Origin of the sequence: Bacillus mesophilum, assembly GCF_008923265.1 — a bacterium.
GTDB classification, from domain to species: Bacteria; Bacillota; Bacilli; order Bacillales; family Cytobacillaceae; genus Cytobacillus; species Cytobacillus mesophilum.
On record NZ_WBOT01000001.1, the window covers coordinates 69,509 to 94,999 of the forward strand.

The window sequence follows — 25,491 nt, forward strand, 5'->3', positions numbered from 1 at the left end:
TTAATAAAATTTAGGGAGGAATTGAATGTGAGACTTGATCCTGGCGGTGGCGGAGTTATGAAAGATCCTGGTGGCGGTGGATTTCGAATGAATCCACCTTTAGGTGGTTGGCATAGCGATCCAGGCGGTGGAGGAAATTACTTTGACCCACCTATCGGAGGACACAAGGTTGGCTAAGTGCATGAAGATTATAAAGGTGGTATCTTTTAATGAATGAAAGTTATACTGTTGAGGACTTCTTGGATGATTTAAGAAAAAGAGATGTTCCACTACCGTTGTCATTAACAAAAATGTTACCTATTCAGATTGAGAAGAGCATAGATACTGAAAAAGTAATTGCGTTCTATGCTAAAAATATGGTCAAAGATTTTGATGAGGATAAGCAATTCTACTTCTTTTTAAGAGATAAACTGATTGAGTTAAGTATAGTAAATAAACAAATGCAATTTAAAAACATAAACCAACCTATTTTTGAAATTACTTTTATTCCTGCTCAAAATGGAACAGCAAGTGCAGTATTAAAGTTAAGTTTCAATAATAGAGAGGACATTATTTTTAACAGTTTAGAAGATTCTAATCCAATGTGGAATGATACTTATATCAATTCGCTAAATGAGATTTATAAAACATTGACATAATGGGCATCCTTAGGGGTGCTTTTTCTTTTGTCCAAACAAATACAAATAGCCGGGGGTGGCAGGTGATGTAGATGGCTAATTGGGATGAAATCAGAAAAGAATTTGAAACATCAAAAATCACATTAAAGGCGCTTGCTGAAAAACATGGTATTAAAATAGGGACGTTAAAGAGCAGAAAAAGCCGTGAAGGTTGGTCAAGAGGATCCCCTAAAAAGGATGCAACCAAAAAGAAAAAGGTTGCAACCCTGGAACCTGTTATTGAATCAACTGATTTAACGGATAAGCAGGAGTTGTTTTGCCTTTATTATATTAAGTATTTCAATGCAACCAAGGCTTATCAGAAAGCTTATGAGTGTGCTTATTCCACTGCAATGGTAGAAGGGCATAGACATCTAAGAAATCCTAAGATAGTCACTGAGATTGAAAGATTGAAGCGTGAAAGGCAGCAGGGTATATTCTTAGATGCAAAAGACATACTCCAGAAGTACATTGATATCGCTTTTGCTGATATTACAGATTTCGCTACCTTTGGCAAAAAGGAAGTTGAAGCAATGGGCCCTTTTGGGCCAATGATGGATGAAGAAGGAAATCCAGTAATGGTTGAAATTAATTATGTTGATTTCAAAAACTCTACTGAAATTGATGGATCGATTGTAACTGAAGTGAAAAAGGGCAAAGACGGTGTATCAGTCAAGCTTGCTGACAAGATGAAAGCTCTCGAAATGCTGTCTAAATACTTTGACCTTCTTTCTGACAATGATAAGAAAAGGTTGCAGGAAGAAAAGCTCAAAATGGATATTGAGAAGTCTAAGGTAGAAGTAAAAAGCTTAACGAAGGATTCCGATAAAGGCCCACTCAAAATCATCGTTGATTATGGTGATGAAGAATGAGCGCAGTAACAGTTCAATTTAACAGGCACTTTAAAGCTGTTAATCAAACTCACTGTCGTTATCGTGCCCTTAGAGGAAGTGCTGGATCGGGGAAGTCAGTCAATATCGCTCAGGACTTTATTTTAAAACTCAGCGATCCTAAATATAAAGGCGCCAATCTTTTGTGTGTCCGTAAAGTAAATGAGACCAACCGTAATAGTACCTATGCAGAATTAACTGGTGCCATCAATCGAATATATGGGGATAGGGCCGAAGAATTTTGGGAAATGCGCCAATCTCCTTTATCTTTAAAAAGCCGCGTTACTGGAAACGAGGTTATTTTCCGTGGTGTAAATGATGCCCGGGACCGAGAAAAATTAAAATCCATTAACTTTGCCCACGGTAAATTGGTTTGGATTTGGATAGAGGAAGCAACGGAGCTGCAGGAATCTGATGTTGATATTCTAGATGACCGTTTGCGTGGTATTTTAGTCAATCCTAATCTCTATTACCAGATCACTTTCACATTTAACCCTGTATCAGCAACCCACTGGATTAAACGTAAATACTTTGATTTCGTCAATCCAGATGTTATGGCCCATCATTCTACCTATCTGCAAAATAGATTCATAGATGATGCCTATCATCGCAGGATGATGCTGAGAAAAGAGCAAGATCCGGAAGGTTATGAAATATACGGACTTGGCAATTGGGGAGAAACAGGCGGTCTCATTCTTAAAAACTTTAAAGTTGTGGAATTTGATACAGCCTTTAATATGTTCGACTCCATGCATCATGCTCAGGACTTTGGTTTTAACCATGCCAATGCAATTTTAACTGTTGGTGTTAAGGATGGAGACTTTTATGTCTGTGATGAAATTTATGTGCATGAGAAAGACACAAGCGAAATCATCGAGCTTGCTAATCGTCATGGATTAAATAAATATTTGACCATGTACTGCGATTCTGCTGAGCCAGATCGAATTCAGATGTGGAATAATGCAGGATACAGAGCGACAGCCGTTGTAAAAGAGCCAGGCAGCGTGCAGGCGCAGATTGATTATTTAAAGCAGCGTAGAATTTATATTCATCCTAAATGCGTAAATACAGCAAAAGAGATTCAGCAATGGTCATGGAAAAAGGATAAAAAGACAGGATTATATTTAGATGAACCAGTTGAAGTTTTTGATGATGCTATGGCTGCACTTAGATATTCTGCTGAGCCGTTGAGAAGACCGGAAATGGAATACAGTAACCAACGTCCTGCTGGATGGTGATACAATAATTAAAAGTATCTGTTTAGTAAAGGGTGAGTAAATTGACCAGTGCAAGCGTAAACTGCGACAAATGCAAACAGGATTTCAAGTTGAAATCCACTAAGAAAAAGATGTACGAAGACGGTGACAAAGGTAAGGTTTTTGTCCATTACTTTAGCTGCCCTCACTGTCATAAAAAGTATCCTACGAATGTGGAAAGCGACGAAATCAATGAGCTGGTGAAAAGACAGAAGGTGCTAAAGAAGAAGATACCTAACACCGTGGATTTAGTACCACTGGAAGCTATCTACAAAGAAATGGATGATAACGCAGCTAAAATAAAATCTCTTTCTGCTGAATATAAGATGCTCTTTAACTATGATAATAACTCCAATTAAAACACTCATTGCAGTGTTTTTTTATATTGCACAAAAAGGCAGGTGAAATTATGACAATCGTTTATCTTAAACAGAAATTCCCCCCAGCTCCGTTTGATGAAGAAGTGGAGCAGATAAGATACTATCGTGATTTGTACGAAGGTAATCATGAAAACATCTTTCCTCGGGCTCAAGAGCTGGCAAAGGAATCAAACGTTACTGAGGTATTAAGGCGGCCACGTAAAGCTTATCTTAGAAAGAAGCAACCAATCGAGAAAACTTCCTTACATCATTATGTGATTGTTAACTTTTCATCCGTTATCGCAGAGTTACCAGCTGACTTGATTAATCGATCACTTGGCAATATCTCTGCAGATACTGAGAATGAAAAGGACCTTTTGGAATTTATTGAAGGTGTCGTAAAGACTTCAAAGCTTAAGCAAAACATCTGGGCAGCCATTGTGCAACATCAGGTGGACTGTGGTGTGGCTTATCGAATTAGGAAAGACGCAAAGGGCACCTGGTTTGAATGGAAGCCTGCGGATCTTTATTTTGAGCATGAAGATGGATTAGGAGCAGACGTTTCGTGGATTGAAACCCATGAAGATGAAAAATATTTGCGCGTTGAACGCCAGCGCCTTGAGAATGATCAATTGCAAATCGAGCAGTTGGTCTTTTTATTAGCGGAAGATAGTGTGAAAGAGGAATGGAATATAAAAGAGTATGCTAATCAATTTGGCTTAAATATTCCCGATAATCAAGTACTGCCTGGTGTCACTGAATTGATGTGTGGCTATATCGCCAATGATGAAACGCTGCTGAATCCTCGTGGGCGGTCAGCTCTACGGAATATTGATGTCATTCAAGAGGAAATCAACTGGACAGTTACCCGGGATTCCATCGTATTTGAAAAGCATGGGAAGCCTAAACTTGCTATTCCTCGTATGCTGTGGGATTCAGTAGCCAATAAAAACCAAACTTACTACGGTGATCGCTTTGTTCGCAATGCTGATCTGGAAGTTGTCAGTTATGACGAAAAGAATGGTGCGGTGCCAATGTATATCACATGGAATGCACAAACGGAGCAAGCCTTTAAACACGTAGAGAGATTAATTCAAAATATGATGGCTATTTCTAAAACATCTGCCCAAGCAGTAGGGGCAGATACTGCCAGTGGAAATATGTCTGCAAAAGCTATTTTGTATGAGTGGGTCCAGTCGGTTATCAAGGCAGAGGCTATTAGAGAGAAGTTTGACGCAACAATCAAAGATGCTATTCGTAAATGTGTAATCCTCGAAAACACCTTGGGAGGTACGAATTTTTCTATTAATGATCCAGTCGTTGAGTGGGCTGATATGCTACCAAAGGCAGACGGGGAAGTTGATGATGAGGAAATCAAAAAATACGAAGGCGGTGTGCAGTCGCTTGAGACAACTGTTCGTAATCTTCATCCGGATTGGTCAGAGGACGCTATTCAAGCCGAGGTTGGAAAAATACAAGCAGATAGTTTATCCCCTACTCTTTTACAACCGCCCAGAACAGCTATCAGCACCGAGGATGAATAATCATGGATAAAGAGATTCAAAGGCTTATAGAAATGTACACAGTGGCATCTGAAAACATTCAAGAGCTTATTAATGTTTTAGTTGATAGAGGGTTATCGAGGAAAGCGCAAGAGAAGCTGCTTAGGGAAATCCAGGCAATCATTAATCAATTAACAGAAACAGCTGGTGAATCTGCAAACAGCATCATTACGCAAGCCTATATGAACGGCTCAGAAGAAGCTATAAACACATTACTCTCGCAAGGAGTGCAAAGGTCGGCGGTAGCAACTACTGTAACCACAGTAATCCATGTCAGGGCAGTGCAAGAGATAGTTGATGAGACGTTTTACAGGATACTTGAGAACAGCGATCACATGACAGGGGATGCTAAAAAGCGGATTAAAAACGTTGTTCAAGAGGCAAACAGAAGGTCCTTAATTGAGGGTGTATCCCGAAGACAAGCTACAAAAGATGCTGTTGCTGAAATGAATCAGAAGGGTATTACAGGCATGATCGCAAAGAATGGTGCTGAAATTCCTGCTGAAAAGTACATGGCTAACGTTATCCAATATCACCAGCGCAAAGCACATGTTGATGGAGTGGTTAATCGCCTGGTTGATAACAAACGTGATCTTGTTTATGTAAATCATGTTGGTATTACTTGCCCTGTTTGCGCGATTTTTCAAGGAAGAGTTTACAGCGTAAGTGGTAATGACAGTCGTTTTCCTCCACTTGAACAAAGACCACCATATCATGGTCATTGTGTCCATAATGTTTCCGTGTGGACTGAGGAATATATGGATGAAGAGGAGATCGGAAAAGCTATTGCTGATTCTAACCGTCCTTTTGAAGACAACAGGACAGCTGCTAACAAGAAGAAGTATGAGGAAATGCAGAGAGAAACCTCTCAGAAGAACGAAACAAGGAAACAATGGATCCGTTATAAGGCCAGAATGCCAGGTATGCCAGATTTGAGAACCTTCGCTAGTCATAAGGCTAGAAACACTAAGAAATATCAAGGATGGATGGAAGATTTCCGCCGTTTCGGTTATGAAATCAAGAGCAGATCAAATTAGCACTCGCTTGAGTGTTTTTATTTTGCCTTTTTACGTGCTGTAGGCGCTATAAAGAACAACACGGAATCAGCCAACTAAGGCTTAAAAATAGGAGGAAAACATGATCAGATTAAAAACATACATCGTTTCATTATTGGCTTCATTTTGGCTACTCTTTGCCAAAGAAAAAGAGGTTGAGAAGACAGAAAAGGCATTTAAACCGTTGATTCCTTTGGATCTGCAATTATTCGCTGGTGAGGGTGGAGATGGTGGCGGAGACGGCGGTGATGGTTCAGGCGGCGATGGCGGTGCTGGCGCAGGTGAAGATGGACCGTTTGCTACGTTTAAAACTCAAGATGATCTTAATAAACGATTATCTAGAGCAGAAAAGAAAGGTCAAAAGGCGCTCGCACTTTCACTTGGCTATGAAACTGTTGAAGAAATGCAGGAGGCTATTAAGAAACCACCTGCTAAGAAGCAAGAACCAGGTAAAGAAGGAGAACATGTTGATGTAGATGCTCTGGTATCAGCGAAGCTAAAAGAAGAACAGGCGAAAACATTTAAGCGCCTTGTTAATTCAGAGGTAAAAGTTGTGGCGAACGAACTCGGGTTTGCCGATTGGGAAGATGCTCTTGCCCTAGCTGATCTAGCGGAAGTCAAAGAGGATGACAAAGGCAATATCACTGGTGTTGCTGAAGCTTTGAAATCATTAGCTGAAAAGAAACCGCATTTGCTAAAGCAATCTAGCGGTAATCAATTCGGTGCAAACATCCCTAATGTTCAAAAGCAACAAAAAGAGAATTTAGAAAACATTAAAAAGCTCGCTCAAACCCGTGGTGTCCAGGCAACAGCTGCCAACGATCCATGGAAGCGATAAGAGGAGGAAATCACATTGAATTTACAACCGACTAAAAAATTTGAAGTAACTGAAGAAGCTGAAATTTTAGCGTCTTACGAAGCAATCCGTGAAGTGGTTAATGGAATCACAATCGATTCAAGTGTTGTAACAGCCACAGATGGGCGTAAAACCATTCAAAAAGGCATGCCAATGGCAAAGCTTGCGAATGGTAAATACGTTCCTTATGACGCCGCAGGAACGGACGGTAGCGAGAACCCAACAGTTATCCTTAAGCACAATGTGGATGTCACAGAAGGTGATCATATTGTTGGCGGATATGAAATGGCGAAAGTGATTTCAGAACGTTTACCTGTTGAAGTAACTGCTGATTTAAAAGCAAAAATGCCTTTTATTCAATTCTCTTAATCTAACCCTATATTTGAAAGGATGATATAAATGCCTCAAGAATTATTAAATCTTGAACAAGCTCTTACAGGACAAGAGCTATTAACTTACTCTCGTAATCTAGCAACACCGCAAAACTATTTGGCTGATTTGTTTTTTCCACCACAAGAAACATCTGAGTTAACGGTTGATGTTATCCGTGAAGGATCTCGATTACCAGTAATGGCACAAATTGCTGATCTTGGCACGCAAGTGGAGTATGGCAGCCGTGAAGGGATGACAGGAGATCGCATCCAAATCCCTAAAATCCAGCGTGGTCGTGCAATGGATGAAAAGCTTGTTCGTTTACTGCTGCAGAACGGATTACGTTCCAATGAATTCGCTGAAATCCGCCGTACTCAATTAAATGATGCTGCATATGCTGTTGATGCGATTAGAGCACGTAAAGAATGGGTTGCGATGCAGGCGATTGGTACTGGCCGAGTGACGTATTCAGAAGGTGGAGTTCAGTTTACAACTGATTTTGGTTATACAAATGATCAAAAACCAGTATTAAGCGGCACTGATCTATGGAGCGATACACAAAATTCAACACCACTTGATGACATTCAAAAGTGGGTAGGAGAAGCGCAAGATAAGGGAATCGTTCTATCGAGAGCCATGGCATCAAGACAAATCGTTTCCCTTTTAAAGCAGAATTTATCTTTACGTAAAGCTTACCATGGTGATCCATCAGGTACTGCTATTCCTCCTATGTTGAATACAGGGCAATTAAACTCGTTAATGGAGACTCAAGGATTGCCAGCAATCGTGGAATACGATACACAAGCTAGAGTTGAAAATAGAGCTTTAACAAACGGTCGACCTTCATTCAGTTCTGTTCGTATGATGCCGCAAGATCGTTTTGTTCTTCTTCCTGATGGTCCATTAGGTAACTATCTATGGGCGCAGACAACAGAAGAAATGATGAATGAAATTGAAGCAGTTGAAACAGATTCTAACGGTATCTTTGTTTTCCGTAAGGTTAACGAGCATCCAATCCGCGTGGAAACTATCGGTGTAAATCTAGCGTTCCCTGCGTTTGGCTACAACGATTCTGTTGTTACTGCAACAGTTATTTAACTAGGGGTGTCAGCATTGTTGCTGGCGCCTTTTATTATTTTCTGAAAGGGTGATCTCAATGGACTTAGTTGCCACTGGAACGGTAAAACACAACGGCAAATGGTTTAATACTGGTGATCAAATCAAAAAGTTAAAGAAAGAAGATGGCGAGCGCCTTATTGAGCAAGGTGTTGCCAAGATCGATGAAGTGGCCCAGCGCATGAAAGAAGAAGAGGAAGCGAAGAAAAAAGCTGAAGAAGCTAATCGTAAAAAGGCTGAGGCTGAACAAAATAAAGATTCTGAAAAGAAGTAGGTGATCTAAATGCCTACAGTAGAATCAGTAGATGCCTGGATTCGATTTAATGTCTTAGATTCGCAAGCGTGGACAAGTTCAGAGCGTAAGTATGTTGCATTCGTTCAAGCTAACCGAACGCTTAGCCGTTCATATTCTGAGGCAGCACTAACGGATGAACTGATTGCGTATCAAGCGATTTGGGAGCTGCAAGGTCTTGATCCTGCCCTTAAGTATCAGAAGCAAGGAGTTAAGTCGGTTTCAGATGGATCTGATCGTATTGATTATAATCCTAGAGATGTAATTGCTCCAGATGTGAGGATGATTTTGGGCACTCCACTTTATGAAATTGAAGAGGAAGAAGAATCAAGTCCTCCGTTGTTTGGTGGGACATTGTTATGAGTCTATTTGGTTATCCAGCAGATGTCATTCATAAATCAGCTAAATTAGACAATTGGAATCGTGTTATTGGCTACGAGTCTATTAGTAAAAAGGCAAAAGTAGTCGAAGAACAAAAGCTTATCAAGAACGATAAAGGTGAAGATGTCCTTAGCATTTCGGAAATCCATCTGGAAGGCCCACAGGACATTAAATTCAATGATTACATTTTGTATACAAATGCTCTAGGGAAAGAAAATCGTTATGATATCAAGCATATCGAGGTGAAAAAGAACATTGGTACAGATGATGTGAAAAAGGTGATTGTATATGGCTAATCAATCGAATTTTTCACTCCAAGGAATCCAATTGATGATTAATCAGCTAGATCAAATCGAACGCGAAATGGAGCAAAGGATTGATCAAGTGTTAACTAGATTAGCAGAAAAGATCATTTTAGATGCTAAGAAGTTAGCTCCGATTGATTCAGGGGATTTAGAAGCGGCGTTAGTTGTTGGAGAAGTGAAAAACCTATTGAGGACCAAGTATATTGAGTTTGGTACCAGTCCAGAAGTTAATGATTATGCTGTCGTCCAGCATGAGGGGTTCCGTAGAACCAGCAGCGGCGAAGTAGTCCAATTGACTCCTGGTCCAAAAACTCAAAGTAAAGCACCACATAAAGGGTACATGCCGGGCAGAAAATATCTTGAAAATGCTATAGCCATTAATGAACAGCTGATTATTACAGAATTACGAAATGCTCTAAGTTTTTGAGGTGTTTTTATGAGATCGAAAGAGTTTATTGATTATCTCACAGCCAATGGTTTTAATGTTTATCCCGATGCTAACTACATGCCGGATTTAGAAGAGAGCCAATTGCCGGCTCTTTTTGTTTTTGGCAACGGAGGCAGTCAATCAGATCCGGATTTACCAATTCAATTTCCTTCATTTCAAGTAATTGTAAAGGGTGAAAACTACAAATCTGATTTAACACAGATGGATAAAACAGAAGTCATTGCAAAAAATCTTATTAGATTCTTAGATAACAAGATTGGATATGAGATCGGTAGAAATCATGTTTACCTTAGCAAGTCCATGCAATCCAACCCTATCCCTATAGGAGTTGACACTATGGGAAGACCTGTCTTTTCAACCAATTTTACTTTTAAAATACAGCCCTATAAGGAGGCATAAGAAACATGGCAGATAACACACAGATTATTGACGTTCCAATCGGCCCAGCAGTTGTTGAATTTGGTGATACTTCACCTATTACATTTGATATTACTAAGGGCGGAATTGTTTTTACAGCAAACTTTTCCAAGCAGGATATCACTGTAGACCAATTTGGTGATACTCCAGTTAAATCTATTCTTAAAGGCGGTACTTGTCAGCTGGCGGTTCCGTTTGCTTTGCATGATCTTGAAAAGCTCAACAGAGTTACACCGGGAAGCGTATATGCCGAGGATGCAACAAATCCTGATGAAGTTAAGAAACGTTTAAATGTATATGCTAAAGCGGGGTTTGATCTACTAAAGGCAGCTGAAAAAGTAGTTGTCAAACCTACAACACCTGGCACTACACCGAACGATTACATCACAATCCCATTAGGTAGCCCGATGCCGGAAATCCAATGGACATATAACTCAGATAATGAACGTGTTGCAAATATCATCATTGCTGGTTATCCGGATAAAGACGGTCTTCTTTACTTCCTGGGTGATGAAGCTGTAACGATCACCGGGGCAGTTTAAAACAGAGGGGAGCTAAATGCTCTCCTTTTTTGGAGGTTTATAGAATGCTAAAATCACTGAAACAAAAAATGACCTTGAAGAAAAGCATGCTGGGGGACAATGAAATTTATTTGGGTGATAAAAAAGCCGAAGTGAAAAAACTAACCCCTACCCTGTGGAAACAATTATTTGGCACCATAGATAAGCTACCAGGATTAATCATGCAAGTAATGCTTGCGCCGAAAAAAGATTTTTATAGTTATGTACTTATGGCCTGTGATGTAGCGTTAGATGAGGTTGTAGAAATTACAGCTGTGTTATCCGGTATTGATAAGCAATACATATCGGATAAGGCAGGCGTAGACGAAATCATTGCGTATCTTATGAAAACTGCGCAGAAAAACAACCTCAATGAAATTGTAAAAAACGTAAAAAGCCTTCTACCCAAGAAAAAGACGGAGTAGAGGGCTCTTTTATTTCGACTGAAGAGTTTTTGACTAAGGCTGCCTTTGCATTAGGCGTCTCCCAAAAATCTATTGAAGATGAGTTTTACATGATAGATATCCCATCTCTCTTAGAAGAAAAAGCTAAGGAGCATCAAAATAAATTACTGCAGCAAATCATGATCCGTTTAGCGACAAACGAAAGATATATGCCTGACGAAGAATACAAGAACTTCATGCGGAATATCACGCCAAAAGAGCAGAAAGAAGAGAGGTTTGACCGCGAGAAATTCGAGAAGTTACGTCATATCACCAATATGGGCGCCAATCGGTTTCGCTAGAAAGGAGGTAGCACATAAATGGCAACAGACTTAGGGGATTTACGTGCCCGCCTTTTACTGGAAGCACAACAATTTAGCCAAAGTATGGATGAAGCTCGACAACAGTTAGGCTCAATTGAAGGTACAGCTCAGCAAGTCAATCAAAGCATGCAACAAACACAAAATCAATTCAATCAAACAGGCGATTCTACGCAACAGTTAAACTCGAACTTGCAACAGTTGAACCAAGGTATGCAGCAGTCACAAAACCAAATGGCTCAAACAAGTGATTCTGTCGAACAAGTTGCGCAAAGCTTAGAAGAAACGCAGGCGCAGATCAATACGGCTGGTAGTTCTGCACAATCTTTAAACCAAGATTTGCAACAGACCCAGCAGCAATTAGATAATACGTCTACTTCCGCACAGCAAACTGGTGAAAGTATAGAGGCAACCGAATCTTCAATAGGCGCAGCCAGTGACACAACTCAGCAATTAAGCGAAAATTTACAGCAATCAAATGAACAGTTGAGTAACCTGGCTGCTTCCGCAGAACAAGCTGGGGAAACATTACAGCAGACTCAATCGCAGATCAGCCAAACTGACGATTCAACTCAACAATTAAATCAGAGCATGCAACAGGCTCAAACACAAATAAACCAAACTGGTACCACAACACAACAGCTTAATCAAAACTTACAACAGACGCAAACTCAAGCCAATCAGACTGCCAACTCTACTCAACAGCTGAATCAGAATTTGCAACAAACACAGTCTCAAGCTAACCAGGCAAGTAACTCTGCTCAGCAATTAAATACAAATCTGCAGCAAACCCAAACGCAAGCAGGGCAAACGGGAAATGCAACTCAGCAGATGAACCAAAACTTGCAGCAGAGTCAACAACAACTCGGAAACACTTCTTCTTCTACCCAACAATTAAGCGAAGACTTAGACCGTTTGCAAACAGCTGCCCTTGCATTTATGGCAGCATTTACTGCGGCAACCGGTTTTAGTATTAAAACGGCAGCAGATTTCGAATATCAAATGTCTAGAGTTAGAGCGATAAGCGGCGCCACTGATGAGGAATTCGAAGACTTGAATAAAACAGCGCTTGATCTAGGTGCCAATACTTCTAAATCAGCTAGTGAAGTAGCCGTTGCTTTTGAAGACATGGCAGCAATGGGCTTTAATGCAAATGATATTTTGGCAGCAATGCCCGGCGTTATTGCGGCGGCTGAAGCCTCTGGAAGTGACTTAGCTTTAACATCTGGTGTTGTGGCCGCCGCATTAAATTCTTTTCAACTTGAGGCGGCAGAGGCAACTAAAGTGGCAGATGTTCTGGCTATGACTGCAAACGTATCGGCGGCAAGCGTTAACGATATGGGATATGCCTTAAAGTATGTTGGACCAGTTGCAAACACACTAGGAATGAGTTTAGAAGAAGTTTCAGCAGCAGTCGGTATTATGACAAATGCCGGTCTAGATGGTAGTAGTGCTGGTACTGCGTTACGTGCGGCGTTGCTTGCTCTAAATAATCCAGCTGAAGCACAAGCGGAAATGATGGCAGAATTAGGCTTTTCCATGCGTGATAGTAGCGGAGAAGCAAAAAGTCTCTCTGATGTAATCGGCGATCTCATCAAAGCTACTAATGAAATGACTGATGCTGAGAAGGTCGCTACTGTCGCTAAGCTTGTGGGTACCGAAGCATCATCTGGTATGATCTCACTCATGGAGGGCGGTGTTGCACAGCTTGATGAATACACCGAAGCACTGGAAAATTCAGCTGGTGCAGCCGAAGAAGCAGCAGATATCATGATGAATAATTTTAAAGGTGCATTCGAGGAATTAATGGGTGCATTAGAGTCTTTCGGCATTAGTGTAGGAAGTGGTTTCTTGCCTTATTTAACTGATATAGCTAGAAAAGGTGCAGAAGTTGTTAATATATTTAATGAAATAGATTCTGCTACCATAAATTCTACTTTAGCATTTGCCGGAGTGACAGGAGCTCTAGGTTTGTTTATTTCAACAATCGGAAGATTAGGACTAGCTATAGCTGCAATGGGTCCTATGGGTTGGATAATTACTGGTGTTTCTCTCCTTGGTGGAGCGATCGCTAGCTCGCTAGTTTATCACAATGAACTTGAAGAAATAACTCTTGATAACGTTATAGCCATGCAAGAATCACAAAAGGCATTGGAAGCTAATATTAACGAATACGATAGTTTAAGAGAAAAAACAAAGCTATCTGCCGATGAACTAGCTAGATTTGTAGATATAAATTCTCTTATGCAGCAGACGGTCGATCCCGAAATTCTTGCCCGTTTAAAAGAGGAGCAAGATGGCATCCGAGAAAAATCTGGATTATCAAATGACGAATTGAGTCGACTGATCGACCTTAATGGCCAGATCATCGAAACTGTCCCTGAATCCAATACTGTCCTATCTGAGCAAGGGAATATTCTTCTTGAAAATACAGACAAAGCTAAATCATTTAATGCTGAACAAATTGAAATGATTCGTTTGGAGTTGGAAGCGAAAAAGGCTCAAGCAGAAGCGAATATGACTGAATATTTACAAGACGAAGAACGTCTAATGAAATCTATTAATGAGGAAAAAGCATTGCTGCTTAGTTATGATAAAGAAGAAGAGGAACACCTAAGAAGGATAGGGACATTAGAATCAGATTTAGCAAAAGCAAAACAAAATCAAGACACTCTCGAAATTGAAAATCTTAATAATATGTTATTGCTGGAAGAAGGTAAACTAGAAAGTATTAAGAAAAATAGAGCTGAATCACATCAATTAGTTTATGATAAATCACTTGAATTAGATGAGATTCAAAAGCAAATTGGTGCTCTTGATGAAGTTAAACGTCAAATGGTGGAACTTGAATTGCAGCAAGTCGGAATCAATGCTAAACGTGGTGAAGAAATCCAAATCGTTGAGACCGAAATTCAAAAGCTAATATCGAAAAGAGCCGAACTAGAGAAAACCACACCTGTTAATCAGCGGAATACTGAGGAATACAGACGATCGGTAGATGCAATTGAAAGTCAGATCACAGAATTAGAAAATGTTAAAAGCAAAATAAGTGAATTAATCCAATCATCTGCTGTGCTTAATTCTGAATTAGGTAGAACAATTAATAAAGAGATTATTATAAATCAACAAAGGTATGAGCGTGTGTTCTCTGCAAGAGGTGGTTCTGGCCGAATCCCTGAACACCACACCGGAGGAATAGTCGAACCACCAAAGTTTCATACCGGCGGCTTACCGTCATGGATTATCGACCCACCCATGCATAATGAGGTGGATATTCGTGCTTTACCGAATGAAATGATCTTAACCGAGTCACAGCAAGCTAATCTGTTCCGTATGATCGATGCTGGCTTCGCAGGAGCTGGAGGTCAGCCAGGATTTGATCCAGAGGTCGTTGAGCTGCTTAGAGAAATCGAAAGAGGCCTTGCGAATGGATTGAATGCAACAATCATGATGGACGGACGAGAGGCAGCTAAAGCGGTTGATCCCCACTTGACGGAATTGCAGCGGAATAGAAATTATTCTCAACTTAAGTTTAGAGGGGAGAATTTGTAATGCTTTCAAATGGATTTTCGTTTAATGGCGAAAGAAAAGATTTTGTCATGACTATATCAAAAAAGAGAACCTATTGGCCGCCTATACAGCGTTCTCTATTGGATATCCCAAAGGTACCTGGTTCAAGGTTAATGCATTCAAAGATTGGAGTTAGGGAGCTATCCATTGACATAGAGGTTGAGGGTGTTAGTCAAGAAGATTTAAGGAAAAGGGCAGAAGAATTAGCAAGATGGCTAATCACAGATGAGCCTGCTCCTTTAGTTTTTGATGATGAGAGGGATAGAACGTACTTCGCTTTAGTGGAGGGAGAATTTGACCCCACAGAGTTGGTGATGCGAGGATATGGTACGATTCGATTTATCTGCCCGGATCCTTACAAGTATTCGGATATTAAATCAATTAGGTTATTTCCAAATCCTTCTGCAATCATTCAAAATGTTGAAGTCATGGGCAATATTGAAACGTACCCTGTCACGAGGGTTGAAGTGCAAAAGAAATTGAACTTTTTTGCGCTGGTTACCGGTGATGATTATCTGCAAATTGGCGAAGATGCTGAGGTTGATCAAACCATAGTTGACCCAGAAACACTTGTTTTCAGCGACAACATGGCAACCACAACCGGCTGGGGGCAGGCGACATACGTTGATAATGGTTATATAGCTGGAAACATTATCAGCAACGGATCTTCTTTCATTCCAGAAACCTATGGGACTGTAATTAAGCCTCCTCAATGGCAGGGTCCATCAGTAAAAAAATCAATCAGCAAGGCTCTTGAGGATTTTCGAGCGGAGGCATTGGTTGAGATTGAAAATCGAGGCAGCAGGACTGGTATGCTGGAGATTTATTTCTTAGGTAGCTCAAACCAAACCATCGCTAAGATCGGTATTGAGGACAGGCAGGCTGTTAAAGAGAATGTGATTGCTAAAGCTAGAATAGGAGATTCAGATTCTGGCAGGTGGATTGCAACAGAGGAAGCGCGACAGCCGGAATGGTGGACAAACTTTAAAGGAATGCTGCGGATCCAGCGAAAGGATAAGCGCTGGACTGTTTATTTTAGTCCGATCGATGCCAAAGGAGAGCACACCTATCCAAGAGGATCGGACGGATCCCTAACATACTTTGATGTAGCTGGGGAGTTTGATGAACCAATTACTCAGGTACAGGTTGCTTTCCGGATTTACCCTGAAACAGAAAGAGCCGGCATGAAAGTAAACGACCTAAAAATTTGGGAGTTAAACAAGCAGCCGGTCAATTACATCATATATGTGGCCAATGCTGGTGATGTATTGGAGTTTGATCATTACAAAAACACCATAAAGAAAAACGGAGAATTGCTGCTCGGGTTGAAAGACTTTGCCAGCAATTTTTTTGCGTTGAAACCAGGTAAGAATCCCGTTTCCTTTCTGCCGAGTGATGCAGGCATTGTAACGGTCTCTTTTAGGGAGCGATATTTATGATCTATGTATTAAATAGCGTTAGTTCTATTGCTAATACACTTGAAATGAATAAGGAAAAAGCCTATTGGGATGATCAGCATATCCAAGACCTAAAGGAAGGAATCGAGACATTTGAATTCACCACCGATGTTGAAATTCCTATAAATTCAACCATCGTTCTAAGGACACCAAGTAAAGAACTTGTTCCCTTCATCGTTCAGAGGGCAAATAAGGTGGCGAATTACAGCCGTACTATCCGATATGAGTGTGATGCAGAGTTTTTAGAACTTAGGTATACCAAAGTGTTAGAACCTCAAATACTGGAAGGACAGACGCCAGAGACGGCTCTCTCTTTTGGTCTACAGGGAACACGTTGGCAGGTTGGTGAAGTCGGCAATCTAAAAGTTAAAAGCATTCCAATCGATGAGTACATGAATGTCTTAAAGTATTTGAGATTGATAGCGAACGAGTTTGAGTTGGAGTTACGCTTTCGCGTTGAGTTTCTAAACAGCAGAGTCTCCAGGCGTTATGTTGATTTTGTTGAAAAAAGCGGACTGGATGCGGGGAAAGAGATTCTTTTCGGTAAAGACCTTCAGAACATAGAAAGACTTGAAGATTCAAGCGGAATTGTCACTGCACTCTATGGAATTGGACCAGCTGACGATAACGGAAATTATATGACTGTTGCAGCGGCTAATGGAGGGAAGCCTTACATTGAAAACCGAGCTGCTTTGGAGCGGTGGGGAAAAGATGGGGAGCACCGTTATGATATATTCATGCCTTCTGTCGACAGAGAAAATATAACACCTCAAGAACTGTTTGCGCTAACTCAAGCTGAACTCTTCAGACGGATCAACTCAGTTGTACAGTACAAGGTTGATGGGGTTGATTTTTACGATGTCTTTGGAATGGAGCATGAAGCGGTCAATCTAGGTGACACCGTCAGAATAAAAGATCAGGGCTTTACACCAGCACTTTATTTAGAAGCAAGAGTAATAAGGATTGATCGAAGCTACACGGACCCATCGAGAAATCAGTACACTCTTGGTGATTATGTTGAAGTGGATATTAAAACCTATAAATACATTAGAGATCTTCAAAAGCTGATCAACAAAAACAAAGAAAGCTGGAACAACGCAGAAAAAAATGCTGTACAACGTGCGCAGCTGATCATTGAACAAACTGAAGAGTCGTGGAATGCGCAGGTAATATCTATACAAGAAACAGCTGAGGAGCAAGCAACATTAATCAATCAGATTAACCTTGATATTGATGGAATCGAGCTTTCGGCTTCTAATATGGATTCGCGCATTGGTTCAGTAGAATCTCTTGTTTCTATCCAAGCGGGACAAATCAGTTCTAAGGTTTCGTATGAGGATTATAACGGCAATACGATTAATTCTTTGATTAACCAAACGGCAACAGCCATTGAAATTGAAGCGGAGAAAATCGCCTTAAGAGGAAAAGTCACTTCTGAGGATATTAAAATAGGACGTTGGCTAGCTTTAGATGTTGCAGAAGGTGGTATGTATGAGGGCGGTATTATGTTTGGCGAATATGCTTCTGGCTATGGATACTCAGAGATTAAACATGTTGGAGGACAAGCTGGTAACTTATACATGGGTGGAGCCTTAGTAAACCTCCAATTCCAAGGTGATTCGTTTCAATTTCAGAGTGGACAGGTGGACTTTTCAAGAGCTTCCGGAATTACTTGGGGAACCCATGGGCCAACAAATGCGGCTTATGCTACAAATGCAGGTAACGCACAAACATTAAACGGCTATACTGCAAGCGACTTTAGTAGAAGCGGTCACAGCCACTATGGGACATATGTCCAAGATCGATTCAGTCAAAACGTTGGACTGTATAGAGATAATAGTACCGGACGTATGGTAATCACCATAAATGGCTCACCTATAGGAGCGCTAGCATGGAATTAAACAAATTTTTAGGAGGCCGATAATTATGATTTCAACAACTATTTCAGATGAGAGTGGAAATATGACAAGAGTAGTCATTACTCCAGAAGAAATTAAAATTGAAGCAAAACAAATTGATCTGGTAGCACTGAAACATAGAGGAGGAAACCATAATGATTAGAATGAAAGTAATGTTGCATGATGGTACGAGTCTCACCGCAGATGACAAAGCTTACAATCCTGCCGACATAGAAGCAACTCTAAACAACCAAAGAATTCAGATTATGACCATCGGGAATGTATTGGTTAATAAAAACGTTATACAGTCCATTTCTCCTGAAAGCAGAGAAACTGATAGTAATTTATACATTTCCTATCAAAACGGATTGGTTGTTGAGGCATACGATGAAAACTTTAACTCAACTGATCTTGGCAATAAACTTAATGACCAGAAGAACTTGTTTGTCGCGGTAGGTGACGTAATTATAAACAAAAATCTATTGAAGATGATTGCTCCAGTACAGTCAGCCTAACTAAAGAGGTGATCCGTTTATGAGAATAGAGATTCTCAATCAATTCAACACCCTAAAACAGGGAGATACCAAGACAGAATTTAAGTTCAAACTACTTGATTTCAACGATAATCCTCTTAGTCTAGAAGGCCTTGATGTGAAAGTAATCATCGCAAATCAAATAGGTAAAATCCTTGAAAAAGCGCCTGTTCTCGACACCGACGAAGAAGGCGTTATTTATTTTAATTTTGATGATTCTGATGTCACGGGCTATGGTGATATGAGGCTTGAAATTCATGTGGTAGATTCAGAGGGTGATAAACTTATTATCCCTTCAAGTGGATACTATAAATTTGTCATTGATAGAAATCTTAACGATCTTTCACACGGTATTACAAGCTATTCCTTAGAGTTCTTTATGGCGAAGATGGAAGCTAAGGAAAAGGAATTAACCGAAGCCATTGATGCAGCAGTTGAAGTAACTGAGGGTGTTGCCTCTTCGGTTGAATCAGCAGATAATGCAGCAACTGCAGCCAATACTCAAGCGATTTTTGCGAAAACACAGGGGGAATTTGCACAAGAGCAAGGAACGATAGCAGCAACTGAGGCTGAAAATCTTTCTGTTTTGAAAACAAGTGCCCAAACAGCGACCCAAACAGCACTTGATGCAGCAACAGAAGCTGATCAACAAGCATTTAACGCAGAAAATGCAGCACAAGACGCAAATAACGCTGCTAATAATGCTACTCTACAAGCTGATTATGCTAAGGCGCAGGGGGATATAGCCAAGACAGAAACCGAGCGTTTGATGAATGTAGATGCTGCACAATTTGATTCCAGGCTGAATGAAGTTACCGCGCAATTGACACAAAGACCGACACAGGAGTATATAGACACAAAGGTTGAAGCAGTCGCCAGTGGTTCTCCTAAAGGAACATATGCAACATTAACTGCTTTACAAACTGCTTACCCAAACGGGAACGGCAATATTTATGTAGTAACAGCTGACGGAAAGTGGTATTACTGGAATGATACAGCGTGGGTTGCAGGTGCAGTATATCAAGGTACTATATCAGATGGTATGCCAGCGACAAATATAATTAAAAATGGAGATTTCAGTAACGGGTTTACCAGTTGGGGACAAAACACAAGTAGCAATGTGCAAACAATCGCAAACAACGAATTGAACATTACATTTGTCGGAAGTTATGGTTTTATATATCAATTGTTAACAGATGTTGCCGTTGGGGATATGATCTATGTTAAAGCGGATATTAAAGCAGATACAACAAATGTTCTTTTAAATATGCAACATAAAAGTGGTGTTGCTTCACTTGAAGTCCGTCATAGCGGAAGTGGAAATTATGAGAAGTTATCTGGCATTATTGCACTTCCTGCAGACACGAACCTTAGTTACGTAAGGGCTAGAATATCAGATTATCGTACATCAAACTGGACACCAGTTGTAGTTAAAAACTTCATTGTATTGAATTTAACTAAAGTGTTCGGGGCGGGGAATGAGCCAACGAAAGCAGAATTAGAAAAACTTCTTTTTAAATACCCTAACGGTTGGTTTGATGGCACTAAACCTCTTTATACACTCAAAGAGACTATTGATAAAATAGAAGCAACAAACGCCTCTGTGACACAGATTCAAAATGATATATCAGACCTTGGGATTGGTTTAAAAAGCGTGTATGTTAACTATTCCGAGACAGGTAAACAATTTGATGTTTTCTTGAAAAGTGGAGAAGATAATAAATTTTTCAAAACGGAATTTAAGTATTACAATTCCCCTGTTTTTACAGACGGAGGAACTTATCAGAACTTCGATTTATGGCGGTTGGTAAAAGGGTATTTCGGTACATTTAATGGCACAACCTTTACGCAAATAGATGAGTTCCTAAATGGCGGAGCGTGGGAAACCGCTATTAAAGTAGACGGCTATCCTGATTTTTCAGGAACATATCACGGATATGAGTTGATGGATAGTATCACTTATTTTGTGAATGGAATCGAAACAACTTTCTCAGTGGATAAACTTTTCGATTGTGTAGAATTTGAGATAATCTATAAATCAAGATTAATCAAACAGGGAACAACGAGTGAAGCGATTGCGAATGTAGCGAGACACTACAGATTCAATAAAGATGGTGTTACTCTTAGACAGCAGTTTAAATGGCTACAAACATTAACAATAGCTTCTGGAAATGTTGCAATGCTTTCAGCGAAAAGGTTTGCTGTACAGGGCAATAATACATCAAAGCAGATAACTGATCGCATAATTACGGACTTTGATTATAATACCTATGATGTTAGTCAAGACGGTCACAATACACCTATAAGTGGAAAACTTGTCAACAATGTACATTACGCTAAATTGTGGGGCAAAATTTCTGGATACTATGCTGATGTGAAGGTTGAATATGATGACGATGCAATCAGTAAAAAGTTTAACGTTTCAAATTCCGTTTCTTACAATAAGTTATATTTCAGTTATGGAGATGGAAAGGTTGTAAACGCAAATGAAATTTGGGGCATGAAAGCACATTTCAAATTTAGAAGTTAATCAACTATCGGAGGAAATTGCGCATTAATGTATATTAGTGTGTATAATTGCATCGGCAAACAAAAAAGTAACCTAGAATAAATAGGTTACTAAATTAGAGCAATGTCATATACGGTTTTTTCATCGAGACTAACTGATAAATCGTAATAATAGCCATCAATGGCTTTTGCTGTACAATGGTAAAAATCATTGTGGATAAAATCCAGTATTGGTTCTCCCAATAATTCTAATTTAAGACCTTTAAATTCTAGGATTACTCCATCCCATTTCATTAACATCAGCTCCTTTTATAAGAGTAGTGTATGCATAATGACTTGGGCATTTGACTTAAAGTTTACATTTGTGTGTATTGCTATTTATTTGTAAATGTCAGACAATTACCCTAAGGGGTGATGTCTAATGGCAGTCAAAAGAGTAAACATCACAGTTGATCCCGACAAACTAGAAGAGTTTTATCGTTTAGCAGCAAAGAAGGGAATTAAGTTTTCAACTTGGGTGAATGCGAAGCTGGATGAATTTATTGAAGAGGAACAAATGATTGAAGAATACCGAATGAAAAAGCGCTCAGAAAAATGAGTGCTTTTTTATATGTGTAATTAGTGCGCAATTGTAAGCATGAGTGTTAAGAAGTGGTTACAAACGGTGATTTATCAGTATTTGTATCAATGCAAGCACTTAGGAGGAAATTGCGCGGTAAGAAAAGATTGTGAAATGTCATAAAGAAGAGCCTGAGGAATTATTCCTTAGACTCTTTTTTTAATTCTAAAATATCGGTGATATCTAGATTTAATACATCGCATATCTTTGCTAAATTATCTAATGGCAATCGAACTGTTTTATTTCTGCACATATCGTTAATTGATGGTTGTCTTATGTCGGTCATTCGAGCAAACTCCTGTTGCGATATATTACGTTCTTTAAGTATTTTATCTAAACGAATGATTATATATGGCATATTTTACCTCCTTTTTAACATTGATACGAATAGCGTATTACATTACAATGTAAATATCAATACGTTTAACGTATCAATAAGGAGAGGATCATATGGTTAATGATGGAGCTCGCTTATCAAACGATCTTATTAGCACGATTTGTACGATTGAACCAGATATAGATTTAACACGTTTATCATTAAGGATTGAAGAAGTTTTAGCAAACTTTCACATTGAGAGAAGATCGCAGAAGGAACTTGAAAATGACTTAAGAGAAAAGATAGAACTGTATTTGGATGCACGTAAAATTGAGGGTTTATCACAATTAACACTCGAAGGTTATAAAACAGAATTAAATTTATTTGCTAATTTTACTGACAAAGCAGTATCGCATGTAACTACAGTGGATATTAGAAAGTATCTTGCTTATGACTCTTCTTTAATGCTTAGTACTACTGATCGTAAATTGTCTGTATTGAAAAGTTTTTTCGGTTGGCTTGTTAAAGAAGAGATTCTGCTAAAAGATCCTACTTTGAAAATCAATCCACCCAAGAAACCTAAAAGGCTGCCTAAAGCATTAAGTCTAGAAGAATTAGAGATTGTTAGGGATTCATGCAGGTCTCTTAGAGAAAGAGCCTTAATTGAGGTAATGTACTCTACTGCATGCAGATTATCTGAAATTGCAAATATGAGAAGATCAGACATAAGTATCCAAAACATGAGCTTGAAAGTTATTGGAAAAGGAGACAAGGAGAGGACTGTTTACCTATCCTTTATTAGCCTTCACCATCTGAAAAAGTATTTGAATTCTCGGACTGATGACTGTGGTTCTTTATTTGCGACAGAGCGCAGACCGATCCGGAAAATTAGCACCAGGTATATTCAAGAAATAATCGACAATATCGAAAAGAGAGCTAACTTAAACAAAAAAATAACTCCTCATGTCTTCCGGCATACCTTTGCAACTTTAGCAATGGAGAGAGGAGCAGACCTGGCTGACGTTCAACATCTATTGGGACACGAGGATCCAGCAACAACAATGATCTATGCACATGTGTCTGAAGAAAGAAAAAAACAAGCACATAAAAGATTTCACGCTTAAAGGCGGTGATTGCCTTTGATATGAAAGTTTTATTATCAACTTTCTTTAATAGATAGATAGATAGATAGAAATGTTTTGAAGGGGGAAAGTGCCTTGGAGGGATCACAGATGGATTTATGGAAAGAAACGGTCAACAAGGACATTATTGAAATGAAACAGGACATTCGTAATCTTCAAGAAAAAACACTACTACAAGATCATCAGATTACAAATATACAAATCACACTAAAAGAAATTAAGGATGACACTAAGTGGCTCAAAAGGACAATAACAGCAGCCATTATTACAGCGACTTGCACCGGAGTATTAGGCGGAGCAATCGCTATTTTTTATAACGTATTAAAAGGAGGAGCATGAGATGGACAAAGGTACATTAATTCGCACATTGGTGTTAATTTTAGCTTTAATCAATCAGTTGTTAGTAGCAGCTGATCTAAATCCTATACCAGGTAGTGAAGATGTTTGGGGACAAATAATCAGCACAGTCTTTACTGGCGCTGCAGCAGTATGGGCATGGTTTAAAAACAACTATGTAACTGCACGTGGAAAAGCGCAAAAAGAAGTATTAACAAGAGAAAATCTCACTAAATGAGCTGCCTGAGGGCGGCTTTAAATTTTATTAAGGAGTTGACTTCTAATGGTTAAGATTAAGGTGGATCCTGGGCACGGCGGAACAGATCCGGGAGCTGTAGGAAACGGTTTGCGAGAAAAAGATCTAACACTCACAATTTCTAAGAAGATTAGAGATATGCTGCTGCAATACCAAGACGTGCAAGTCAGTTTAACACGTGAGACAGATAAAACACTAAGCTTAAAGCAACGTACAGACATGGCCAACGCATGGGGAGCTGACTTTTTATTTTCCATCCACATCAATGCAGGCGGTGGTACAGGTTATGAAGATTTTAGATTCAACAAAGTTTCTGTTTCCAGTAGAACAGCAAAGGTTCAAAGAGCTATCCACGGTAGTGTAATGGTTGAGATTAAAGATTATAACGTATTCGACCGTGGGGCAAAGTCAGCAAATTTCCACATGTTAAGGGAGTCCAATATGCCGGGAGTTTTAACTGAAAACTTATTCATTGACCGTGCTGCAGATGCAAAATTGCTTAAAAATGATAAATTCTTAGATGCAATTGCTCGCGGCCATGTAAATGGATTAGTTACTGCTTTTGGTTTGAAGCTCAAGCAAAGTGAAAAATCTAACTCTCAAAAACAGGAGGATGATATCATGTCACAGCCGTTTAATCCTACGAGTCAAACAATAAAAAATTCAGTTTCCACAGTCTTAAGCAGGTTCGAGCAGAAGGATCCAGCGCTCTCTAAGGAATGGAGAGATAAACAAAGAGATGGTGAACTAACAATCTCTGATGCAGTAGGTTTATTATATGTAGCCGTGGATCGTGGATTTATTCAAGGTAAATAGGGTGATAAATTAGTAGTACAAAAGTATAGTTTTAAAAAATATAAAATTTTTTCCAAAAATTTGGAGGAGTTTTAGTATTTTTGTCAAATTACTTACAAATAAGGGTAATAAATCCTTAATTTTTTTTAGGAGTGATATTATGATTAGAAACAAGTTTATGGGCAGGCAGATGATTTTGGCATTGGTAATGTTTTTTGGATTGGCAACTATCTTTCCCTCCGTGTCTTTAGCTAATGAACAACAAGTTAATGAAGAAGATGTAGAAGAATTAGCAAATGTTTTAAAAGTTGTTTATGAAGAAGCAGTAATTAAGGATGAGTATGGAAACACTGTAGGTATTGATGTAGAAAAACTAAGAGAAGAATTTGGGGATATAGAAGAATTTGCTGGATTAGAAGATGAGATTATTGCGTCTTGTCAAACTAAAGATAGTAATATTATTCAACCTATGCATCATACTGAGTATCATGACAATATGAACAAGTGTGTAAATGAAGGAATTGTTGATAACTTTGGACCTCTTGTTACTGGGGCCGCTTTAGCTGGTATTGTAGATGCAATTTTAGATAAGCAGTATACAACAGCAGCAAAAAAAATTATTAGTGCTGGTTTTAGAGGCAGTGTAGTAGGAACAGGGGTTACCCTAGCTACAATGTTTATAGGTTGTATGATAGAGCATGGTTAACAAAAAAAGACTTCTACTGATCAGTAGAAGTCTTTTTTTTGTTTGGTTTAGTAATTTTAATAATCCA

Annotated in this window: 32 protein-coding genes; 30 read left to right on the plus strand and 2 right to left on the minus strand. The window is 39.3% G+C overall.

Going from position 1 to position 25,491, the window contains the following annotated elements; all coding sequences use genetic code 11:
• Positions 1–27 precede the first annotated feature (27 nt).
• The 24 genes from F7732_RS22510 to F7732_RS00520 all read left to right on the plus strand — a co-directional run bounded on the left by F7732_RS22510 (position 28) and on the right by F7732_RS00520 (position 21,276).
• On the plus strand, positions 28–177 hold the full coding sequence (locus tag F7732_RS22510) for a hypothetical protein (protein ID WP_161598816.1): 150 nt from the start codon (positions 28–30) through the stop codon (positions 175–177).
• Between the two features lie 32 nt (positions 178–209).
• Positions 210–638 carry a DUF3908 family protein gene (locus F7732_RS00415; RefSeq protein WP_151571757.1) on the plus strand — a complete coding sequence of 143 codons (429 nt, stop codon included), beginning with the start codon at positions 210–212 and terminating at the stop codon, positions 636–638.
• Positions 639–709: 71 nt separating this feature from the next.
• Positions 710–1,528 carry a terminase small subunit gene (locus F7732_RS00420; protein ID WP_151571758.1) on the plus strand — a complete coding sequence of 273 codons (819 nt, stop codon included), beginning with the start codon at positions 710–712 and terminating at the stop codon, positions 1,526–1,528.
• The gene (locus F7732_RS00425; protein ID WP_151571759.1) at positions 1,525–2,784 is read left to right on the plus strand and encodes a PBSX family phage terminase large subunit; all 1,260 of its coding nucleotides are present in this window, start codon (positions 1,525–1,527) and stop codon (positions 2,782–2,784) included. The genes F7732_RS00420 and F7732_RS00425 overlap by 4 nt, the downstream gene beginning before the upstream one ends.
• A 41-nt stretch (positions 2,785–2,825) precedes the next feature.
• Positions 2,826–3,161 (plus strand): hypothetical protein, encoded by a 336-nt coding sequence (locus F7732_RS00430; RefSeq protein ID WP_151571760.1) that lies wholly within the window; start codon positions 2,826–2,828, stop codon positions 3,159–3,161.
• A 50-nt stretch (positions 3,162–3,211) separates the two neighbouring features.
• Entirely contained in the window at positions 3,212–4,705 is a 1,494-nt protein-coding gene (locus tag F7732_RS00435) for a hypothetical protein (RefSeq protein WP_151571761.1), read from the plus strand.
• Positions 4,706–4,707: 2 nt separating this feature from the next.
• On the plus strand, positions 4,708–5,760 hold the full coding sequence (locus tag F7732_RS00440; RefSeq protein WP_151571762.1) for a phage minor capsid protein: 1,053 nt from the start codon (positions 4,708–4,710) through the stop codon (positions 5,758–5,760).
• Between the two features lie 100 nt (positions 5,761–5,860).
• Positions 5,861–6,616, plus strand: coding sequence for a scaffolding protein (locus F7732_RS00445; protein ID WP_240056488.1), 756 nt, complete (start codon positions 5,861–5,863; stop codon positions 6,614–6,616).
• A gap of 15 nt (positions 6,617–6,631) precedes the next feature.
• On the plus strand, positions 6,632–7,003 hold the full coding sequence (locus F7732_RS00450) for a head decoration protein (protein ID WP_151571763.1): 372 nt from the start codon (positions 6,632–6,634) through the stop codon (positions 7,001–7,003).
• 30 nt (positions 7,004–7,033) lie between these two features.
• Complete coding sequence (locus F7732_RS00455; protein WP_151571764.1) at positions 7,034–8,104, plus strand: major capsid protein; 1,071 nt, start codon at positions 7,034–7,036, stop codon at positions 8,102–8,104.
• Between the two features lie 58 nt (positions 8,105–8,162).
• Complete coding sequence (locus tag F7732_RS00460; RefSeq protein ID WP_151571765.1) at positions 8,163–8,396, plus strand: DUF7210 family protein; 234 nt, start codon at positions 8,163–8,165, stop codon at positions 8,394–8,396.
• Positions 8,397–8,405: 9 nt separating this feature from the next.
• Positions 8,406–8,777, plus strand: a complete 372-nt coding sequence (locus tag F7732_RS00465; RefSeq protein ID WP_151571766.1) for a hypothetical protein — start codon at positions 8,406–8,408, stop codon at positions 8,775–8,777.
• Entirely contained in the window at positions 8,774–9,091 is a 318-nt protein-coding gene (locus F7732_RS00470; RefSeq protein ID WP_151571767.1) for a hypothetical protein, read from the plus strand. The genes F7732_RS00465 and F7732_RS00470 overlap by 4 nt, the downstream gene beginning before the upstream one ends.
• Positions 9,084–9,527, plus strand: coding sequence for an HK97 gp10 family phage protein (locus tag F7732_RS00475; protein ID WP_151571768.1), 444 nt, complete (start codon positions 9,084–9,086; stop codon positions 9,525–9,527). Before F7732_RS00470 ends, F7732_RS00475 begins: the two co-directional genes overlap by 8 nt.
• A 9-nt stretch (positions 9,528–9,536) precedes the next feature.
• On the plus strand, positions 9,537–9,947 hold the full coding sequence (locus F7732_RS00480) for a minor capsid protein (RefSeq protein ID WP_151571769.1): 411 nt from the start codon (positions 9,537–9,539) through the stop codon (positions 9,945–9,947).
• A 5-nt stretch (positions 9,948–9,952) separates the two neighbouring features.
• Complete coding sequence (locus tag F7732_RS00485; RefSeq protein ID WP_151571770.1) at positions 9,953–10,507, plus strand: hypothetical protein; 555 nt, start codon at positions 9,953–9,955, stop codon at positions 10,505–10,507.
• Between the two features lie 44 nt (positions 10,508–10,551).
• The gene (locus F7732_RS00490) at positions 10,552–10,950 is read left to right on the plus strand and encodes a hypothetical protein (RefSeq protein WP_240056489.1); all 399 of its coding nucleotides are present in this window, start codon (positions 10,552–10,554) and stop codon (positions 10,948–10,950) included.
• A gap of 89 nt (positions 10,951–11,039) precedes the next feature.
• On the plus strand, positions 11,040–11,270 hold the full coding sequence (locus F7732_RS00495) for a hypothetical protein (protein ID WP_151571771.1): 231 nt from the start codon (positions 11,040–11,042) through the stop codon (positions 11,268–11,270).
• A gap of 18 nt (positions 11,271–11,288) precedes the next feature.
• Entirely contained in the window at positions 11,289–14,840 is a 3,552-nt protein-coding gene (locus F7732_RS00500; RefSeq protein ID WP_151571772.1) for a phage tail tape measure protein, read from the plus strand.
• Positions 14,840–16,297 carry a distal tail protein Dit gene (locus F7732_RS00505; protein WP_151571773.1) on the plus strand — a complete coding sequence of 486 codons (1,458 nt, stop codon included), beginning with the start codon at positions 14,840–14,842 and terminating at the stop codon, positions 16,295–16,297. Before F7732_RS00500 ends, F7732_RS00505 begins: the two co-directional genes overlap by 1 nt.
• Positions 16,298–16,341: 44 nt before the next feature.
• A complete protein-coding gene (locus tag F7732_RS00510) occupies positions 16,342–18,216 on the plus strand; it encodes a phage tail spike protein (protein ID WP_205068208.1) in 1,875 nt (624 codons plus the stop codon).
• Positions 18,217–18,241: 25 nt separating this feature from the next.
• Entirely contained in the window at positions 18,242–18,376 is a 135-nt protein-coding gene (locus F7732_RS23165) for a hypothetical protein (protein WP_275670899.1), read from the plus strand.
• The gene (locus F7732_RS00515; RefSeq protein ID WP_151571775.1) at positions 18,369–18,728 is read left to right on the plus strand and encodes a hypothetical protein; all 360 of its coding nucleotides are present in this window, start codon (positions 18,369–18,371) and stop codon (positions 18,726–18,728) included. The genes F7732_RS23165 and F7732_RS00515 overlap by 8 nt, the downstream gene beginning before the upstream one ends.
• 19 nt (positions 18,729–18,747) lie before the next feature.
• Complete coding sequence (locus tag F7732_RS00520; RefSeq protein WP_151571776.1) at positions 18,748–21,276, plus strand: hypothetical protein; 2,529 nt, start codon at positions 18,748–18,750, stop codon at positions 21,274–21,276.
• 89 nt (positions 21,277–21,365) lie between these two features.
• Here the strand turns inward: F7732_RS00520 and F7732_RS00525 are convergent, their stop codons facing one another.
• Positions 21,366–21,548, minus strand: a complete 183-nt coding sequence (locus tag F7732_RS00525) for a hypothetical protein (RefSeq protein WP_151571777.1) — start codon at positions 21,546–21,548, stop codon at positions 21,366–21,368.
• Between the two features lie 127 nt (positions 21,549–21,675).
• Here F7732_RS00525 and F7732_RS22760 point away from each other — a divergent pair, with 127 nt between their 5' ends.
• A complete protein-coding gene (locus tag F7732_RS22760) occupies positions 21,676–21,852 on the plus strand; it encodes a hypothetical protein (protein WP_192912976.1) in 177 nt (58 codons plus the stop codon).
• A 160-nt stretch (positions 21,853–22,012) separates the two neighbouring features.
• Here the strand turns inward: F7732_RS22760 and F7732_RS00530 are convergent, their stop codons facing one another.
• Positions 22,013–22,231, minus strand: a complete 219-nt coding sequence (locus F7732_RS00530) for a helix-turn-helix domain-containing protein (protein WP_151571778.1) — start codon at positions 22,229–22,231, stop codon at positions 22,013–22,015.
• Positions 22,232–22,323: 92 nt separating this feature from the next.
• Here F7732_RS00530 and xerA point away from each other — a divergent pair, with 92 nt between their 5' ends.
• The 5 genes from xerA (at position 22,324) to F7732_RS00555 (ending at position 25,424) form a co-directional block, all read left to right on the plus strand.
• Complete coding sequence (xerA, locus tag F7732_RS00535) at positions 22,324–23,313, plus strand: site-specific tyrosine recombinase/integron integrase (RefSeq protein ID WP_151571779.1); 990 nt, start codon at positions 22,324–22,326, stop codon at positions 23,311–23,313.
• Positions 23,314–23,421: 108 nt separating this feature from the next.
• Entirely contained in the window at positions 23,422–23,670 is a 249-nt protein-coding gene (locus F7732_RS00540; protein WP_151571780.1) for a hemolysin XhlA family protein, read from the plus strand.
• A gap of 1 nt (position 23,671) precedes the next feature.
• Positions 23,672–23,905: a phage holin gene (locus F7732_RS00545; RefSeq protein WP_151571781.1), complete on the plus strand. Its 234-nt coding sequence runs from the start codon at positions 23,672–23,674 to the stop codon at positions 23,903–23,905.
• 45 nt (positions 23,906–23,950) lie between these two features.
• Complete coding sequence (locus F7732_RS00550; RefSeq protein ID WP_151571782.1) at positions 23,951–24,739, plus strand: N-acetylmuramoyl-L-alanine amidase family protein; 789 nt, start codon at positions 23,951–23,953, stop codon at positions 24,737–24,739.
• 139 nt (positions 24,740–24,878) lie between these two features.
• Positions 24,879–25,424 carry a hypothetical protein gene (locus F7732_RS00555; RefSeq protein WP_151571783.1) on the plus strand — a complete coding sequence of 182 codons (546 nt, stop codon included), beginning with the start codon at positions 24,879–24,881 and terminating at the stop codon, positions 25,422–25,424.
• The last annotated feature ends 67 nt before the right edge of the window (positions 25,425–25,491 follow it).

What these genes read in the sequence shown, in the direction of transcription:
- F7732_RS22760 (WP_192912976.1), top strand. Translation starts at nt 21,676, where the DNA reads ATGGCAGTCAAAAGAGTAAACATCACAGTTGATCCCGACAAACTAGAA.
- F7732_RS00515 (WP_151571775.1), top strand. Translation starts at nt 18,369, where the DNA reads ATGATTAGAATGAAAGTAATGTTGCATGATGGTACGAGTCTCACCGCA.
- F7732_RS00485 (WP_151571770.1), top strand. Translation starts at nt 9,953, where the DNA reads ATGGCAGATAACACACAGATTATTGACGTTCCAATCGGCCCAGCAGTT.
- F7732_RS00455 (WP_151571764.1), top strand. Translation starts at nt 7,034, where the DNA reads ATGCCTCAAGAATTATTAAATCTTGAACAAGCTCTTACAGGACAAGAG.
- F7732_RS00440 (WP_151571762.1), top strand. Translation starts at nt 4,708, where the DNA reads ATGGATAAAGAGATTCAAAGGCTTATAGAAATGTACACAGTGGCATCT.
- F7732_RS00520 (WP_151571776.1), top strand. Translation starts at nt 18,748, where the DNA reads ATGAGAATAGAGATTCTCAATCAATTCAACACCCTAAAACAGGGAGAT.
- F7732_RS23165 (WP_275670899.1), top strand. Translation starts at nt 18,242, where the DNA reads ATGATTTCAACAACTATTTCAGATGAGAGTGGAAATATGACAAGAGTA.
- F7732_RS00500 (WP_151571772.1), top strand. Translation starts at nt 11,289, where the DNA reads ATGGCAACAGACTTAGGGGATTTACGTGCCCGCCTTTTACTGGAAGCA.
- F7732_RS00495 (WP_151571771.1), top strand. Translation starts at nt 11,040, where the DNA reads ATGATAGATATCCCATCTCTCTTAGAAGAAAAAGCTAAGGAGCATCAA.
- F7732_RS00435 (WP_151571761.1), top strand. Translation starts at nt 3,212, where the DNA reads ATGACAATCGTTTATCTTAAACAGAAATTCCCCCCAGCTCCGTTTGAT.
- F7732_RS00490 (WP_240056489.1), top strand. Translation starts at nt 10,552, where the DNA reads ATGCTAAAATCACTGAAACAAAAAATGACCTTGAAGAAAAGCATGCTG.
- xerA (WP_151571779.1), top strand. Translation starts at nt 22,324, where the DNA reads ATGGTTAATGATGGAGCTCGCTTATCAAACGATCTTATTAGCACGATT.
- F7732_RS00475 (WP_151571768.1), top strand. Translation starts at nt 9,084, where the DNA reads ATGGCTAATCAATCGAATTTTTCACTCCAAGGAATCCAATTGATGATT.
- F7732_RS00420 (WP_151571758.1), top strand. Translation starts at nt 710, where the DNA reads ATGGCTAATTGGGATGAAATCAGAAAAGAATTTGAAACATCAAAAATC.
- F7732_RS00415 (WP_151571757.1), top strand. Translation starts at nt 210, where the DNA reads ATGAATGAAAGTTATACTGTTGAGGACTTCTTGGATGATTTAAGAAAA.
- F7732_RS00530 (WP_151571778.1), bottom strand. Translation starts at nt 22,231, where the DNA reads ATGCCATATATAATCATTCGTTTAGATAAAATACTTAAAGAACGTAAT.
- F7732_RS00545 (WP_151571781.1), top strand. Translation starts at nt 23,672, where the DNA reads ATGGACAAAGGTACATTAATTCGCACATTGGTGTTAATTTTAGCTTTA.
- F7732_RS00510 (WP_205068208.1), top strand. Translation starts at nt 16,342, where the DNA reads ATGAATAAGGAAAAAGCCTATTGGGATGATCAGCATATCCAAGACCTA.
- F7732_RS00445 (WP_240056488.1), top strand. Translation starts at nt 5,861, where the DNA reads ATGATCAGATTAAAAACATACATCGTTTCATTATTGGCTTCATTTTGG.
- F7732_RS00470 (WP_151571767.1), top strand. Translation starts at nt 8,774, where the DNA reads ATGAGTCTATTTGGTTATCCAGCAGATGTCATTCATAAATCAGCTAAA.
- F7732_RS00465 (WP_151571766.1), top strand. Translation starts at nt 8,406, where the DNA reads ATGCCTACAGTAGAATCAGTAGATGCCTGGATTCGATTTAATGTCTTA.
- F7732_RS00480 (WP_151571769.1), top strand. Translation starts at nt 9,537, where the DNA reads ATGAGATCGAAAGAGTTTATTGATTATCTCACAGCCAATGGTTTTAAT.
- F7732_RS00555 (WP_151571783.1), top strand. Translation starts at nt 24,879, where the DNA reads ATGATTAGAAACAAGTTTATGGGCAGGCAGATGATTTTGGCATTGGTA.
- F7732_RS00540 (WP_151571780.1), top strand. Translation starts at nt 23,422, where the DNA reads ATGGATTTATGGAAAGAAACGGTCAACAAGGACATTATTGAAATGAAA.
- F7732_RS00505 (WP_151571773.1), top strand. Translation starts at nt 14,840, where the DNA reads ATGCTTTCAAATGGATTTTCGTTTAATGGCGAAAGAAAAGATTTTGTC.
- F7732_RS00550 (WP_151571782.1), top strand. Translation starts at nt 23,951, where the DNA reads ATGGTTAAGATTAAGGTGGATCCTGGGCACGGCGGAACAGATCCGGGA.
- F7732_RS00425 (WP_151571759.1), top strand. Translation starts at nt 1,525, where the DNA reads ATGAGCGCAGTAACAGTTCAATTTAACAGGCACTTTAAAGCTGTTAAT.
- F7732_RS00525 (WP_151571777.1), bottom strand. Translation starts at nt 21,548, where the DNA reads ATGAAATGGGATGGAGTAATCCTAGAATTTAAAGGTCTTAAATTAGAA.
- F7732_RS00460 (WP_151571765.1), top strand. Translation starts at nt 8,163, where the DNA reads ATGGACTTAGTTGCCACTGGAACGGTAAAACACAACGGCAAATGGTTT.